Raw genomic sequence first — 15,364 nt, 5'->3', positions numbered from 1 at the left:
ACCTTAGCGGCCTGTTTTCCCGGCGCCGAAGCCGGGATGCCGGGCCGGGGAACGCGGGAACGCGGGAACGGGGAGAGCGGGACGAGGAAGCGCCGGGTCAGGGTGGCCACGACGTGGCGAGGCGCCGTTCCTCGCGTCTCTGCGCCCTGCGCTGCCGGAACCGGCGGATCTTCGACGCCAGGAAGATGATGATCACGATGCCGAGCAGCAGGAGGCCGCCCGCGACGATCGCGGCGGCGAGCGGGTGGAAGATCGCGAACGTGATGATCCCGGCGACGCCGAGATCCTCCAGGGTGCTGACGGCGATGTTGCTGAAGGGCTCCGGGGAGGTGTTGACCGCCATCCTCGTGCCGGCCTTCACCAGATGACTCACCAGGGCGGTCGATCCGCCGACGGCGCCCGCCGTGATCTCCGGGAGCGAGCCGCTCTGCCCGGCGAGCAGCGCCGCGACCACCGCACCTGACAGCGGCCTGATCACCGTGTGCACGGAGTCCCAGATCGAGTCGACGTAAGGGATCTTGTCCGCCACCGCCTCGCAGACGAAGAGCACGCCCACGACGACCAGCACATCGGTGCGCTGGAGCGACTCGGGGACCTCGTCGGTCAGCCCGGTCGCGCCGAATACGCCGAGCAGCAGAACCACCGCGTACGCGTTGATACCGCTGGCCCAGCCGCTGGTGAAGACAAGGGGAAGTACGGACACGGACGAAATCGTAGTCAGCGTGTGGGCCGGACGGGTGAGGATTCGAACGGGGTGGTGAGTATCCGTACCTAGTACATGAGATGAGTAGAGACGCGGATAGGCCCCCACCTGCGAAGACGGAAGAGTGTGGGGCACGGGAGGGGCGCGACGCCGAAACCGCCGGCACGGGGCGGCGGAGCGGTGTGGCACCCAGACCGCCACGGGGTGAGGCGATGCGCCGCTCCGGTCGGGAGTGAGGAAACCCGACCGGAACGGCGCGTTTCCGCGTCCCCCCGCCCCCTGTGTCCTCCTGCGTCCCCCCGTGTCGACCGGGCTCTCAGTGAGGAACGGGTCCGCTTCCGCCGACCCGTCCGTGCAGGAGTAACGAGAGCGCCGAGTGCACGTCGTCGATCGACCGCTCGGGCTGGAACGCCTGCCAGTCCAGGGCCGCCACCAGCACCATGCCCACCAGCGCGGCGGCGGTCAGCGGGACATCGATCTCACGGCTCAGCTCACCGCCGTCGATCCCCTCCTGGAGCACCTTCTCCACGACGGCGACGGCCTGCTGACGCACCACCAGCAGCGTGGACTGCCACGCGCGGTTGGTGCGCCAGAGTTCGGCCACGTAGAGCTGGGTGAACGCCGGATAGCGGTCGATGAAGGCGAGCCCCGCCCGGATCATGGCGTCCAGCGCCTCCACGCTGGTCCCGTCGCGCTCCGCCGTCTCCTCGGCGGCGGTCCGCAGGGAGGCGGTGAGCAGGCCGACGCCGTGCCGCAGAAGCTCCTCGAACAGCTCGGTCTTGCTCTTGAAGTTGTAGTAGACCGTGCCCTTGGCGACTCCGGCCCGCTCGGCGATCTCGTCGACGGTCGTCGCCGAGAAGCCCTGTTCGGCGATGAGTGTCACCGCGGCCTCGTAGAGCTTCTGTCGGGTGGCCCGCCGGCGGGTGCTGCTGCTGTCCATGCGCCCGATTCTCACAGGTGCCGGCGCACTCTTCGGACTCACAGCCGCAATTCGGGATGGAGACGGTCGAGGGTCCACACCTGTCCGCGGCGCGCGGCGACGGTGGTCAGCGCGAGCGCGCCCGCGGTGAACGCCGCGAGTACGGCGCAGCCCTGCCGGACCGGTCCGAGCCCGCCGCCCGTGATGAGGACGCGCAGCGACTCCACGACGTAACTCATCGGCAGGAAGGGGTGGATGGCGTTGAAGAAGCCGGGGCTCGTCTGTACGGGGTAGGTGCCGCCGGCCGAGGTCAGCTGGAGCATCAGCACGGCCAGGACGAGGATCCGGCCCGCGGCCCCGAAGCGGGCGTTCAGCCACTGCGTGATCGCCGCGAAGCAGCAGGTGACCAGTGCCAGGAAGCCGACCGTACCGGCGGCGCGCGTCATCTGGAGGCCAAGTCCCCAGTGCAGTACGGACATCAGCGCGCCCACCTGGAGCAGTCCGATGCCCACCACCGGCAGCCAGCCCGCGACGGCGATCCGCCAGGCGGCGGCACCGGCCGCGAGGGCACGCCGGTTGAGCGGCTGGATCAGCATGTACGCCACCATCGCGCCGACCCAGAGCGAGAGCGGGATGAAGTAAGGGGCGAAACCGGTGCCGTAGTTGGGCGCCTCGTGCGTGGAGCGGGAGGCGAGCCGGACGGGGTCGGCCATCACCTCCGTACGGAGGTCGCGCTCGTTCTTGTCGTAATCGGGGATCTTCGCCACGGCTTCGGTCCGTCCGGCCCGGCGGGGTGCGCCGGCCGTCCGGACGGTGTCGATGCCGGCGGGCGCCCGGCCGCAGACCGCGACGACGCTCGTGCCGTCGGCGGCCACCGACCTCAACAGGTCCCAGGCCGCGGCCCGTTCGGCGTCGGAGAGCTTGAGGTCGAGGTCGTCCACGGCGAGCAGGCGCGGCCGGCCGATGAGTGCCAGAGCCACCGAGAGGCGCAGCGCCTCCAGCCGTTCCAGATCGCGTACGGAGGTACGGGCGCCCTTGGGCAGGGCCGCGAGGTCGAGTTCCGCCGCCACCAGTGCGTCGTCCGTACGGAGCCGCCTCTCGGCGGCGCGTTCGGAACGGGGCCGCAGCAGGGCGCGGAGCGCGCCTCCCAAGGAGGTGTCGTAGCGGCGGCGCAACAGGACGCGTTCACGGAGGTGTTCGGCGACGGTCAGGGCAGGGTCGAGTTCGCTGACACCGGTGACCGGGCCCAGCGCGCTGATACGGCGCACGGCGGCCATCGCGCGCGGTACCCGCAGGCCGCCGATCCCCGCGGATCCGTCCGTGGGGCGCATCCGCCCGGTGAGCGCCAGCAGGAGACAGGTGCGGCCCGAGCCGGAGGGGCCCTCGATCGCAAGGATCCCGCCGGGACGTACGTCGACATCGACGTCACGGAAGACCCAGCCGCGCGGTCCCTTCAGTCCGAGCCCCTCGGCCACGACTGCCGCGCCGTGCGGTTCGGCGACCGCCTCATCGGTCGGCCCGGCTCCCATACGCCCTCCCCAGAGCTCGCACTTTCTTGTACTGACCAGTCAGTTCAAAAACTACTCCGAACCTGCCGGTGAGACAAAAGTGCAGGTCAGGGCGGATTGTCAGTGGTGTGCTCCACGATGGACACATACGGCCACAGAGCCGTCACAGAGACGACCAGGAGGTTCGTCATGGCCAGTTCCTACGCCGCAGCCGCACGCCGGCGAAGCACAGGCGGCCCTGCCCCCTCGCTGACCGGCCCCGCGACCGACGTCCACCCCGTTCTGCGGCGCGCGACCGCGCCGCCCGCCGCCCTCGACCTGCTCGCCCAGGCCCGTACGGGGCTGGACGAGGCCGCCACCCTCGAAACCCCCAACGAGCGCTATGCCACGGCCCATCTGGCCGCCCTGCGCACCGCCGCGGCGGTCCTCGCCGCCCGTGGCCGGCCCGAGCCCACGACCGGCCCGCGCCGCAGGCGCATAAGGAGCGCCTGGGAGGTGCTGCCCGAGATCGTGCCCGAGCTGACCGAATGGAGCGCCCTGTTCGCCTCCGGAGCCACCCGCAGGGCGCGGGCCGAGGCCGGCATACAGGGCGCGGCGAGCAGCCGCGACGCCGACGACCTGCTGCGCGACGTGGCCATGTTCCTGCGCCTCGTGGAGCGGCTGCTCGTGCTCGAACCGGTACTGCCCCAGCCCCGGGCGGAACAGCCGGAGAAGGGCGGCGCCGCTGGGTGACGGGGACGGCCGACCGAGGCAATAGGCTGTGCGGTGCCTGCACCCTTCACGCCCCGCGACCTGGGGCTGCACCGCGCCGAGGAGTCAACTGCCGTGTCGGACCCTTCCCCTGCCTTCGGTGGAGAGACGCCGTCGCGCCCCCGTAGCTCCCTGCGTACCGCCGTGGTGTGGGAGGTACTCGAACGCGCCCTCCACAGCCGCGCCGCCGCCGTGGGTGACGCGGCGGTCCTGGACGTCCTCGACACCGGAGGAGGCACGGGCAACTTCGCCGTGCCCGTCGCCCGCCTCGGGCACCGGGTGACCGTCGTCGACCCGAGTCCCAACGCGCTGTTCGCGCTGGAGCGCCGGGCCGCCGAGGCGGGCGTCGCCGACCGCGTCAACGGCGTCCAGGGCGACATCCTCGGCCTGTTCGACGTGGTGGGGCGCGGCGGGTACGACGCCGTGCTCTGCCACGGCGTCCTGGAGTACGTCGACGACCCGGCCGAGGGCCTGCGGAACGCGGTGGAGGCGCTGCGTCCCGCCGGTGCGCTGAGCCTGCTCGCCGCGGGCCTCGGCGGCGCCGTCCTCTCCCGGGCGCTCGCCGGGCACTTCACCGAGGCCCGGCAGGCACTCACCGACCCCGCGGGCCGCTGGGGCGAGGGCGATCCGGTGCCCCGGCGCTTCACCGTGGAACTGCTCACCGAACTGGTCGAGAAGGCCGGCGCCGAGGTGGGCGCCGTACACGGCGTACGGGTCTTCTCCGACCTGGTCCCCGGCGTTCTGGTGGACACTCAGCCGGGTGCTCTGGAGGCCCTTCTGAAGCTGGAGGCGGCCGCCGCCGAGCAGCCCTCGTTCCACTCCGTCGCGAGCCAGCTGCACGTCCTGGGCGAGAAGCGGGCCTGACAGAGAACGCTCGCGAGCATTGATCGCGGGGCTGATCAGCAACGAAGCTGCGCATGGAGTGCGCCACAGGCCCCCCGGCAGAGCGTTCGGCGCCGTATGATCGGGGTACGCCTTCCGGCATGACGGGTCGACGGTTGGGGAATCAACGCCTCAGCGGCCGAGTCGGCATGGCGGCCCGGATTGGCGAAATGGCGTAGAGGGCGGGTTTCACGGGGGCGATTCCCTGCCTATCCTGAAGGGGCCGCATACCGGTCGCCCCCCGCGACCGACGACTAGGAGGACTCCGTGCCGCTCTCGGAGCACGAGCAGCGAATGCTCGAGCAAATGGAGCGAGCGCTGTACGCCGAAGATCCCAAGTTCGCGACAGCGCTTGAGGGAAGCGGGCTGCGTACGTACACCCGGCGACGGGTCTACCAGGCGATCGCTGGCTTTCTCGTGGGTATCGCGCTCCTCATGACCGGTATGGTCGCCAAGCAGATCTGGATCGGCGTGGTGGGTTTCCTCGTCATGCTGGGCTGCGCGGTTCTCGCGGTCACCGGCTGGCGCAAGGCCCCGAAACCGGGTGAGCAACAGGCATCCGGCGAGGCCACGGCCGACCGTCGGCAGCAGCCTCGACAGCGCCGTTCGTTCATGAACCGGATCGAGCAGCGGTGGCAGCGTCGCCGTGACGAGCAGGGTCAGTAGGACGATTCCGAGGTTCCCAAGCTTGCAGTAGTGGTGCGACGGCCGTGACAGACGGCGGATACGGGTGAGGGGCGAGCGCGCGCGATGCGCTCGCCCCTCACCCGTATCCGGGTACCTGCCCCGGCCCGGAATCCGGGCGGACGCCCCGGCATCCGGCGCGTACCCGGACATACGAAAGGGGCGGGCGGTACAGGGCCGTAAGCCGCCCCGTACCGCCCGCCCCGCCCGTTCCCGGCCCGGTGACCCGCTCAGCCCCGCTGCCGCGACGGCCTGCGGAACAGCGCCGCCCACCGGCGGCCCAGCTCCAGGCGGCGCACTCCCCAGCGATCGGTGACGGCCGCCCAGCGCTCGCCGAGCCCCCACATCACTCGAACGGAGGAGCGCGGCAGGAAAAGTGCCCGCTGTCTGGTCCAGCGGCCCGCCGCGTCGCCCAGGCCCACGCGGACCCGCTGGGCGTCGTCGGCGAGACCCGTGACGGGCCGTGGCTCCGGCGCGTACAGCACCAGCTCCACCGCACGCGCGACTCGGTGCACGGCATCGGCCGCGTCACCCTCCAGCCGCCCCAGCCGCACGATCCGGGCCGCCGTCTTGCGCGGTGTCCGCGACTCGTCGGGACGGATGCCGTGGTCCCAGGCGGTGTCGATGATCTCCCGCCACGCGCCCAGCGCGCGGGCCGTGGCATCGACGGGCGTCCGGCCCCCGGAACCGAGACGCCGGGCCCGGATCCGGGTGCGCCACAGCAGTGGCAGCAGTGGCAGCAGCAGGACGGCGAGGACGCCCAGCGTGATGGCGGCCACCGTCCCCGCGGATGTCCCCGAGTCGGTCGGGGGCAGCGCTCCGGCCGGCGCGGTCGTGCCGCACTCGCCGATCCTGGCGTCCTGGGGCGGGCAGCTGTCCGAGGTGGACGGCTGCGAGGTCGGCGCGGACGACTCGCTGGTCTCGGGCTGGGCCGGGTCGCTGGCTTCGCCCGAGGGAGCCTCGGGAATCGTGTAGTCCGGGGCGCTGCCCCGGCTCGGCGTCGGCTCGAAGCGGGTCCAGCCGACACCTTCGAAGTACAGCTCGGGCCAGGCGTGCGCGTCACGGAGCCCGACGGACATCGTGCCGTCCGACTGCGGTGTGCCCGGTGTGAAGCCCACCGCCACCCGCGCCGGGATGCCCAGCGTGCGGGCCATCGCCGCCATCGAGAAGGAGAAGTGGACGCAGAAGCCCTCCTTCTCCCTGAGGAAGCGGCTGATGGCCGAGACGCCCGTGCCGGAGGCGACCTGAGTGTCGTAGGTGAAGCCGCCGTCCACGGCGAACCAGTCCTGGAGCCTGACGGCCCTCTCGTAGTCGTTCGCCGCGCCCTCGGTCACCTCGCGCGCGGTGGCCGCCACCTCTTCCGGGAGGACGTCCGGCACCTTGGTGTACTCCCGCACCAGGGAGGCCGGGGGCCTCGGCGCCGCCGAGAGCTGCTCCCGGGTCGGCTCCACCAGCAGGCTGGTGACCTGGTACTGGGCGCCTCGCGTCGTCTCGCCGCGGTCGCCGACCAGCGTGCGGCCGCTCGGTTCGAACCGCCAGCGCCCCTCGATGTCCACCTCCGAGGCCGGATAGGGCATCGGGAGATAGTTCTGCCGGTACCAACCGGCGGCGGAGATACTCGTCTTGATCTCGGTGGTGCTCACGTCTGCGCGCAGACCGGGTGGGTCTGGGAGCCTGTTCGGCACGTCCTCGACACTGCGCTGGGAGAAGCGCCAGGCCGTGCCGTCGAAGTCGTCCAGCGCCATGATCCGCAGATACAGGTTCTGGGTGTTCTCCGCGTTCGTCCGGTACCGCAACGCCTCCCGGTCCTCGGGCTGGTTGAGGTTGTCCTGGAGCGACACCAGCGGGTTGACGGCGGAGATCGTGCCGCCGCCCAGGCCCGAACCCGACCCGGCCCCCGTGCCGTTGAGCAGTCCGCCGTTCAGCGACGGCAGCGCGGCGGGCACCACCAGCGCGATTCCCAGCGCCATCACACCGATCCGGTGACCCGAACGGACCGGGGCCGCAGTGCTGCCGCCCCCGGTGTCCATCCCGCCGGCCGTACGGCCCGGAGCGCGCGGAGCGCCGCCGAAGACCCGGCCCCACTGGGAGAGCCGGTCCCGGCCCTCGGCCAGCAGCAACAGCAGATAGCCACTGGCCGCCAGCAGGAACCACAGCCAGGACGCGTCGCCGCCGGAGAGACCGGCGGCGACCGAGTACAGCGCGAGCAGTGGCAGCCCGGCCGGCGCCGCGCTGCGGAACGTCACGGCGAGCGCGTCCACGGCGAGACCGATGACCAGCACACCACCGACCAGCATCAGCCTGATGCCGTTGGTCGACGGTGCCGGAACCGAGTACCGGGCGACCTCCTCGCCGCCCTGGTTCAGCAGCTCACCGAAGCGCAGGAAGACGTCCGGGCCGGGCAGCAGACCGAACAGGGCCTGCTCCGAGGCGAAGACCACCGTGAGCATGAGCAGCCCCGCGACCGCCTGGAGCGCCACGGTCAGCGTTCTGGCCAGCGGCACCCGCCGGCCGAGCGCGCCCACTCCCGCCAGGACCGCCACTATGAAGGCCGCCTGGACGAACCAGGTGGCCGGATCGACCAGCGGCAGCAGAGCGCCCGCCGCCATCATCGTGGCGGCGAACGCGCACAGCGCCAGCCTCGCGCGACCGCTCATGACCATCCTCCGGAGAAGCCTGCCGAGTCCTGTGCCGCACCCGACCCGGTGCGCTGTTGTGCCGCCTGCTGCCACAGATCGGGGAGCGCCGCCCCGGCCGGCACCGCGAGGGCGCTCCAGCCGGACTCGCGCAACTGCCGCAGCCGGTCCCGGACCGGCGCGGGCGGTTCGCCCTCCTCCTGGAGCCAGCCGGAGCTGTCCAGGACGAAGGCCACCGCGGCGCCGCTGCGATGGCGCATACGGCAGGCCACGGCGGTCTGCTCCTCGTCGAGATCACCGAGGAAGGCGATCAGCAGTCCCTCGGTCCCGCCGCGCAGCACGTCGTACGCGCGGGAGAGACCGGCTCCGTCGGAGTGGTCGACGACGGCGAGTGTGTCCATCATCAGTCCGGCCGCGTCGGCGGACTCCTGTGACGAACCGGCGAATCCGTCGGCGCCCTGGCCGGGCACCGAACTCCCCGTATCCGTCAACAGCCGGACGGAGAGGCCCCGTTCCAGCATGTGCACCAGCGCGGACGCCGCTCCCGAAACCGCCCATTCGAAGGCGGAGTCCGGTCCCGCGCCCTGGTAGGCGAGCCGGCGGGTGTCGAGCAGCACCGTGCATCTGGCCCGCTGCGGCTGCTCCTCGCGGCGCACCATCAGCTCGCCGTAGCGCGCCGTGGAGCGCCAGTGCACCCGGCGCAGATCGTCGCCGTGCCGGTAGCCGCGCGGGATGACGTCGTCCTCGCCGGCCAGTGACAGCGAGCGCTGCCGCCCGTCCCCGTACCCCGCCGTCGCGCCCGCCAGCCGGACCGGTGGCAGCGGCTCGGTGCGCGGGATGACGGTCAGGGTGTCGTGGGCGCTGAAGGACCGCGTCAGCTCGCACATCCCGAACGGGTCGCTCAGCCGCAGTTGCAGCGGCCCGAGCGGATAGCGCCCGCGCAGGTCCGAACGCACCCGGTAGGAGACCTCGCGGCGCCCGCCCGCCTCCACCCGGTCCAGGACGAACCGGGGGCGCGGGCCCAGCACGTACGGCACATGGTCCTGGAGCATCAGCAGACCGGTGGGCAGCCGCGACACGTTGTCCATCCGCAGATGGACGCGGGCCTCGGAGCCCGCAGGCACGCGCGACGGCGAGAGCCGCCTGCTGCCCGCGACCCGGTAGCGCGTGCGGTACAGCACGCCCACACAGACCAGCGGCAGGACGGCCAGCAGCATCCCCACCCGGAGCAGATCCGCCTGGCCGAGTACGTACGCGCAGACCGCCGCCGCGATACCCGCGGCGAAGAACGACCGGCCGCGGGTGGTGAGACCGCCCAGCGCCGCCCGCAGCCCGCCTCTGCCCTCGCTGTCCGAGGCGGTGGCGCCGGGCTCCATCACAGCCGCCGGACGCCCGGCTGCTGCCGGTCGTAGAGCGGCGCGGTGGCCACGGGGGCCTGCCTGCCGCCGTCGGCCGTCGGCACCGGGACGCGCTGGAGGATCTCCAGCACCACCTGCTCGGCGGTCCGGCGGTTGAGCTGTGCCTGCGCGGTGGGCAGCAGCCGGTGCGCCAGCACCGCGGCCGCCAGCGCCTGCACGTCGTCCGGCAGCGCGTACTCCCGGCCGCTCAGCGCGGCGGACGCCTTCGCCGCGCGCAGCAGATGCAGCGTCGCGCGCGGTGAGGCGCCCAGTCTGAGATCCGGGTGGGTACGGGTCGCCGCGACCAGCTCCACCGCGTACCGCCGTACGGAGTCGGCCACATGGACCTTCCGCACGGCGTCGATGAGCTTCACGATGTCGTGCGCGTGGGCCACCGGCTGGAGGTCGTCCAGCGGCGAGACCCCGCCGTGCACGTCCAGCATCTCCAACTCGGCCTCCGCGCTCGGATAACCGATGGAGACCCTGGCCATGAAGCGGTCGCGCTGCGCCTCGGGCAGCGGATAGGTGCCCTCCATCTCGACCGGGTTCTGCGTCGCCACCACCATGAAGGGGCTGGGCAGTTCGTACGTCTGCCCGTCGATGGTGACCTGGCGCTCCTCCATCGACTCCAGCAGCGCCGACTGCGTCTTGGGCGAGGCGCGGTTGATCTCGTCGCCGATCACGATCTGCGCGAAGATCGCACCGGGCTTGAACTCGAAGTCCCGGCGCTGCTGGTCGTAGATGGAGACCCCGGTGATGTCCGAGGGCAGCAGGTCGGGCGTGAACTGGATACGCCGGACCGAGCAGTCGATGGAACGTGCCAGCGCCTTGGCCAGCATTGTCTTGCCGACGCCGGGGACATCCTCGATGAGCAGATGTCCCTCGGCGAGCAGCACTGTCAGCGAAAGCCGTACGACCTCAGGCTTGCCCTCGATCACACCCTCCACCGATGCGCGGACACGCTCCGCTGTGGTGGTCAGATCTGTGAGGCTCGCTCGATCGTCATAGGTCGTCACCCGGCCCTCCTCGGCCCGTTCATACGGGCCGAGGCTCTTCTTCACGGCCCGGCCCACCCCGAAATACGGACGCCGCGCCCGGAAGGTTCCGGGGCACCGCTGTCACTCACGCATTCTTGTAGCCGTTACCGCTTCGTGTCACTCGCCTGTGGATAAGTGGGTGTGAATTGCCGGAGTTGCCGTGTTTCTGGTGCGGCGGCGCGGTCAGTTCGCCGAGTCGATTTCCCGCAGAAGGCCGGTCGACACGTCGAAGACGAAACCGCGTACGTCGTCGGTGTGCAGGAGGAACGGTGAGGTCCGCACCCGCTGCATCGACTGCCGTACGTCCTGGTCCACGTCCCTGAAGGACTCCACGGCCCAGGCCGGACGCTGGCCGACCTCCATTTCCAGTTCGTGCCTGAAGTCCTCGGTGATGGCCTCCAGGCCGCAGCCGGTGTGATGGATGAGCACGACGCTGCGGGTCTGGAGCGCCCGCTGGCTGATGGTGAGTGAGCGAATGACGTCGTCGGTGACGACACCGCCCGCGTTGCGGATCGTATGACAGTCGCCGAGCTCCAGGCCCAGCGCGTCGTGCAGGTCGAGGCGGGCGTCCATGCAGGCGACCACGGCGACGCGCAGTACGGGACGGGCGTCCATCCCCGGGTCGTCGAACTCTTTCGCGTAGTGCCGGTTGGCGTCCACGAGTCGATCGGTGACCGTACCGTCGGTTCGGGCCGTACCGGCGGATGCCCGGGCGGACTCGGCGGGGAGGTGCGCGGATGTCGACATACCTATAGACGGTAATGCTCCCCCGCGTCGGAAGCCCGCTGTGCGACCGGACAAACATCGTCAACGAGGCCCGGTGTGAGGTAAGCCACACGGGTAAAGCCCGAGAGGGCGAACGGGTGACGGGCGCCGATTTCACTTGCACGTGATCGTGTCGCCACCCCGTCGGGACCCCACTCGATCTTCACCCGATCTTCGCCCGATCGGCGCCGCCGGTCCCTGTGCAGCGGGCCGGGCGACGCGCTGGCCGGTTGATTGACCGAGGGGGCCTGTGGACTAAAGTGACGCGAAGTTCACGGACATCCCGAACACTTACCGGAACACTTCCCGAATTCCCCCGCGTGTGCGGCGTACGTGCGGCTCGGCCTCCTCACGCTCGGCGGTACGTACATCCACGCCGGACCTGAGAGGGCGCATGAGCGAGCGCAGCCAGCGAACCAGGCCCCGCGAGGCCCGCGAATGACCGGCACCCGGCACGTCCCGGTGATGCTCGACCGGTGCCTCGACCTGCTCGCCCCCGCCCTCACCGAACCCGGCGCCGTCGTCGTCGACTGCACCCTCGGCCTCGGCGGCCACAGCGAGGCGCTGCTCACCGCCTTCCCCGCCGCTCGGCTGGTCGCGCTCGACCGGGACAAGGAGGCGCTGAGGCTCTCCGGCGAGCGCCTCGCCCCGTTCGGCGACCGCGCCACCCTCGTGCACGCCGTCTACGACGAACTGCCCGACGTGCTCGACCGGCTGGGCATCCCCAAGGCCCAGGCCGTGCTCTTCGACCTCGGCGTCTCGTCCATGCAACTCGACGAGGCGGAGCGGGGGTTCGCCTATGCCCAGGACGCCCCGCTCGACATGCGCATGGACCAGTCGGCCGGAATGAGCGCGGCCGAGGTCCTCAACACCTACCCGCCGGGCGAACTGGTCCGGATCCTGCGGGCGTACGGCGAGGAGAAGCAGGCCAAGCGCATCGTGTCCGCGATCGTAAGGGAACGCGCCGTCGAGCCCTTCACCGACAGCGCCCGTCTGGTCGAACTCATCCGGGACGCCCTGCCGCAGGCCGCCAAGCGCACCGGTGGCAACCCCGCCAAGCGCACCTTCCAGGCCCTGCGCATCGAGGTCAACGGCGAACTGTCCTCCGTGGAAGCCGCCGTCCCGGCCGCGGTGGCCTCCCTCGCGGTCGGTGGCCGTATCGCCGTACTCGCCTACCACTCCCTCGAAGACCGCCTGGTCAAGCAGGTCTTCGCGGCCGGCGCCGCCAACACCGCGCCCCCCGGCCTGCCCGTTGTGCCCGAGCGCTACCAGCCGAGGCTCAAACTGCTGACGCGCGGCGCCGAACTGCCCGCCGAGGAAGAGGTCGCCGAGAACCGCAGGGCCGCCCCCGCCCGGCTGCGCGGCGCCGAGCGGATCCGGGAGGACGTGCGGTGAGGGGACCGGCCAGGCAGCTCAGGGGGCGCGCCGCGCGGCTCGCCCGGCTGATGCCGACGACCGGGCCGAGCACCGCGGCGCGCACCCCCTTCGTCCTGCTGGTCGTTCTCCTCCTCGGCGGCGGGCTCATCACCCTGCTCCTGCTGAACTCCTCACTCAACGTCGGGTCGTTCAAGCTGAGCGAGCTGAAGAAGCGGACCACCGATCTGACCGACGAGCAGCAGGCGCTCCAGCGGGACGTGGACAGCCTCTCCGCGCCCGACGCGCTGCAGCGCCGCGCGCGGGAACTCGGCATGGTCCCCGGCGGCAGCCCCGCCTTCCTCGACCCGCGCGGCAGGATCACCGGCGTCCCGTCCGAGGCCGGCGCGCTCCCGTACGCCGCGCCGTCCGCCATGGACGCCTTCCCGCCCGCCGCGCCCACCCTGCCCGCCTCCCTCGCCCCCTCCGTGACCCCGTCGGCGTCGCCCACGGGCAGCCCGGCGTCCCCCTCCCCGGAAGAGTCCACGGACCCGGCCGCCGCCCCCTCGACCGGCACGCCGGTCCCGTCCGCCTCGACGGGCGCCCGCGGCGCGCCCGCCACCCCGCCCGTGCCCGGACCGACGTCCGGCACACCCACCCCGACGACCTCCGGCAGGTGACCCAGTGCCCCCCGAGCAACCACCGCGCCGCCGGGTCCCCGGCCCCGCGCGCTCCGGGAGCGGCGCGCGCCCCCGGCCCGAATCACGCGCGTCGCAGCGCCCCGCGCCCCGCCCGTCCGGCCGACCGCGACGCCCCGCGCAGGGCCGTGCGCGGCCCGGCGCCCGCGGCTCGCGCCGTATCCGGCTCGGCAGCCACCGCCCCCGGCTCCGTCTGGTCAGCCTCGGACTGACCGTCGTCATGCTGGTCTTCGTCGTCCGGCTGCTCCAGGTCCAGGCGGTCGACGCCAGCGCGTACACGGCCAAGGCCGAGAAGAACCGCTTCACGAGCGTCACCCTGGCCGCCGAGCGCGGCGAGATCACCGACCGCGCCGGTGTCGCCCTCGCCAGCAGCGTCGACGCCCACGACATCACGGCCGACCCCAAGATGTTCACCCCCGAGGACAGCAACGTCGACAACGCCCCCGAGCAGGCCGCCGCGCTCCTCGCGCCGATCCTCGACAAGGAGCCCGAGACGCTGGAGAAGCAGCTCTCGGCCCCCAAGTCCCGCTTCGCGGTGCTCGCCCACCGCCAGACCCCCCAGGTCTGGAACCAGATCAGCGACCTCAAGTCCGTCCTCGCGGAGAAGGCCGAGAAGGCCCGTACCGCCAAGGGCGGCAAGGGCGCCGACGCACCGGCCAGCGTCCTCGCCGGAGTCTTCCAGGAGCCCAGCAGCAAGCGCGTGTACCCCAACGGGGACCTCGCCGCCGGGATACTGGGATACGTCAACGCCGACGGCCACGGAGGCGGCGGCGTGGAGTCCATGCTCGACAAGCAGCTCTCCGGCCAGGACGGCGAGATCACCTACGCCCACTCCGGCGGCCGGCGCGTCCCCACGGCGGGTTCACGGGAGAATCCCGCGGTCCCGGGCACGGACATCGAGCTGACCATCGACCGGGACATCCAGTGGGCCGCCCAGCGGGCCATCTCCGAACAGGTCACCGAATCCAAGGCCGACCGCGGCTACGTCATAGTGCAGAACACCCGGACCGGCGAGGTGCTCGCCATGGCCAACGCCCCCGGCTTCGACCCCAACGACCTGTCACAGGCCGACGGCGCCGCCATGGGCAACGCCGCGCTCCAGGACGCCTTCGAACCCGGCTCCACCAGCAAGGTCATGTCCATGGCCGCCGTCCTGGAGGAGAAGGCCGCCGTGCCCGGCACCCATGTCACCGTGCCCAACCGGCTCCACCGCGGCGACCGCCTCTTCAAGGACGACATCGACCACCCCACCTGGTACCTCACCCTCAACGGGGTCCTCGCCAAGTCCAGCAACATCGGCACCATCCTGGCGACCGGCCAGCTCGGCAGAACCCAGCCGGAGGCCAACCGGGTCCTCCACTCCTACCTGCGTAAATTCGGCATCGGCAGCCCCAGCGGCCTCGGCTACCCCGGCGAGACGCAGGGCATCCTCGCGGCGCCGAAGGACTGGTCGACCTCCCAGCAGTTCACGATCCCCTTCGGACAGGGACTGTCGGTCAACGCCATGCAGGCGGCCTCGGTCTACTCGACCATCGCCAACGGAGGCGTACGGATCGAGCCCACCCTGGTCCGCGGCACACAGGGCCCGGACGGCCGCTTCACCCCCGCGACCGCCCCCAAGCAGACCCGCGTCATCAGCGAGAAGACGGCCAGGACGCTGGCCACCATGCTCGAATCCGTCGTCGGCGACGAGGCGGGCACCGGCACCAAGGCCCGGATCCCCGGCTACCGCGTCGCAGGCAAGACGGGGACGGCCAACCGCGTCGATCCCGTGACCGGACGCTACAAGGGCTACACCGCGTCCTTCGCGGGCTTCGCCCCCGCCGACGACCCGCAGATCACCGTCTACTGCGCCATCCAGAACCCCACCGAGGGCAGCTACTTCGGCGGCCAGATCTGCGGCCCCATCTACAAGGAGGTCATGGAGTTCGCTCTCAAGAGCCTCCAGGTCCCACCGACCGGCAAGAAGGCAGCCCCCCTGCCGGTCGAGTTCAAACCCGGCGAGTGACCCAGGGAACGACCCAGTGACAAC

Annotated in this window: 12 protein-coding genes and 2 pseudogenes; 6 read left to right on the top strand and 8 right to left on the bottom strand. The window is 71.7% G+C overall.

Translation table 11 applies throughout. The features are described from left to right. Nucleotides 1-97: 97 nt before the first annotated feature. From SSPS47_RS07815 to SSPS47_RS34770, 4 genes and pseudogenes are all read right to left on the bottom strand, one after another. Nucleotides 98-703 (bottom strand): DUF4126 domain-containing protein, encoded by a 606-nt coding sequence (locus SSPS47_RS07815; protein ID WP_164249765.1) that lies wholly within the window; start codon nucleotides 701-703, stop codon nucleotides 98-100. Nucleotides 704-1,019: 316 nt separating this feature from the next. Beyond that, nucleotides 1,020-1,643, bottom strand: coding sequence for a TetR/AcrR family transcriptional regulator (locus SSPS47_RS07810; protein ID WP_147872484.1), 624 nt, complete (start codon nucleotides 1,641-1,643; stop codon nucleotides 1,020-1,022). 38 nt (nucleotides 1,644-1,681) lie between these two features. After that, nucleotides 1,682-2,383: pseudogene (locus tag SSPS47_RS34775) on the bottom strand (YhgE/Pip family protein); the annotation flags it as partial. 183 nt (nucleotides 2,384-2,566) lie between these two features. Then, nucleotides 2,567-3,151, bottom strand: a pseudogene (locus tag SSPS47_RS34770) (ATP-binding cassette domain-containing protein); the annotation flags it as partial. A gap of 168 nt (nucleotides 3,152-3,319) precedes the next feature. Here SSPS47_RS34770 and SSPS47_RS07800 point away from each other — a divergent pair. The 3 genes from SSPS47_RS07800 (at nucleotide 3,320) to SSPS47_RS07790 (ending at nucleotide 5,428) form a co-directional block, all read left to right on the top strand. After that, nucleotides 3,320-3,862, top strand: coding sequence for an SAV_6107 family HEPN domain-containing protein (locus tag SSPS47_RS07800; protein ID WP_147872478.1), 543 nt, complete (start codon nucleotides 3,320-3,322; stop codon nucleotides 3,860-3,862). Between the two features lie 93 nt (nucleotides 3,863-3,955). Then, the gene (locus SSPS47_RS07795) at nucleotides 3,956-4,744 is read left to right on the top strand and encodes a methyltransferase (protein ID WP_147872476.1); all 789 of its coding nucleotides are present in this window, start codon (nucleotides 3,956-3,958) and stop codon (nucleotides 4,742-4,744) included. A 285-nt stretch (nucleotides 4,745-5,029) separates the two neighbouring features. Beyond that, on the top strand, nucleotides 5,030-5,428 hold the full coding sequence (locus tag SSPS47_RS07790) for a DUF3040 domain-containing protein (RefSeq protein ID WP_147872475.1): 399 nt from the start codon (nucleotides 5,030-5,032) through the stop codon (nucleotides 5,426-5,428). Between the two features lie 248 nt (nucleotides 5,429-5,676). On the opposite strand, the gene SSPS47_RS07785 is transcribed toward SSPS47_RS07790, so the two are convergent. The 4 genes from SSPS47_RS07785 to SSPS47_RS07770 form a co-directional block, all read right to left on the bottom strand. Then, on the bottom strand, nucleotides 5,677-8,103 hold the full coding sequence (locus tag SSPS47_RS07785) for a DUF3488 and transglutaminase-like domain-containing protein (protein ID WP_164249761.1): 2,427 nt from the start codon (nucleotides 8,101-8,103) through the stop codon (nucleotides 5,677-5,679). Then, entirely contained in the window at nucleotides 8,100-9,458 is a 1,359-nt protein-coding gene (locus SSPS47_RS07780; protein ID WP_203557798.1) for a DUF58 domain-containing protein, read from the bottom strand. The genes SSPS47_RS07785 and SSPS47_RS07780 overlap by 4 nt, the downstream gene beginning before the upstream one ends. Further along, the gene (locus tag SSPS47_RS07775) at nucleotides 9,458-10,495 is read right to left on the bottom strand and encodes a MoxR family ATPase (RefSeq protein ID WP_164249758.1); all 1,038 of its coding nucleotides are present in this window, start codon (nucleotides 10,493-10,495) and stop codon (nucleotides 9,458-9,460) included. The genes SSPS47_RS07780 and SSPS47_RS07775 overlap by 1 nt, the downstream gene beginning before the upstream one ends. A gap of 204 nt (nucleotides 10,496-10,699) precedes the next feature. Beyond that, a complete protein-coding gene (locus SSPS47_RS07770; protein WP_147872468.1) occupies nucleotides 10,700-11,263 on the bottom strand; it encodes a carbonic anhydrase in 564 nt (187 codons plus the stop codon). 456 nt (nucleotides 11,264-11,719) lie between these two features. On the opposite strand from SSPS47_RS07770, the gene rsmH reads away from it, so the two are divergent. From rsmH to SSPS47_RS07755, 3 genes are read left to right on the top strand one after another with little or no spacing between them, the layout of a single operon-like run. Further along, nucleotides 11,720-12,676 (top strand): 16S rRNA (cytosine(1402)-N(4))-methyltransferase RsmH, encoded by a 957-nt coding sequence (gene rsmH, locus SSPS47_RS07765; protein WP_164249756.1) that lies wholly within the window; start codon nucleotides 11,720-11,722, stop codon nucleotides 12,674-12,676. A gap of 50 nt (nucleotides 12,677-12,726) precedes the next feature. Beyond that, nucleotides 12,727-13,314 carry a hypothetical protein gene (locus tag SSPS47_RS07760; RefSeq protein WP_164254439.1) on the top strand — a complete coding sequence of 196 codons (588 nt, stop codon included), beginning with the start codon at nucleotides 12,727-12,729 and terminating at the stop codon, nucleotides 13,312-13,314. A gap of 4 nt (nucleotides 13,315-13,318) precedes the next feature. Further along, a complete protein-coding gene (locus tag SSPS47_RS07755; protein WP_164249754.1) occupies nucleotides 13,319-15,340 on the top strand; it encodes a penicillin-binding protein 2 in 2,022 nt (673 codons plus the stop codon). The last annotated feature ends 24 nt before the right edge of the window (nucleotides 15,341-15,364 follow it).

The organism is Streptomyces sp. S4.7 (assembly GCF_010384365.1).
Taxonomy (GTDB): Bacteria; Actinomycetota; Actinomycetes; order Streptomycetales; family Streptomycetaceae; genus Streptomyces.
The sequence above is the reverse complement of the archived record's forward strand: the minus strand, read 5'-3'. Positions and strand labels throughout refer to the sequence as shown.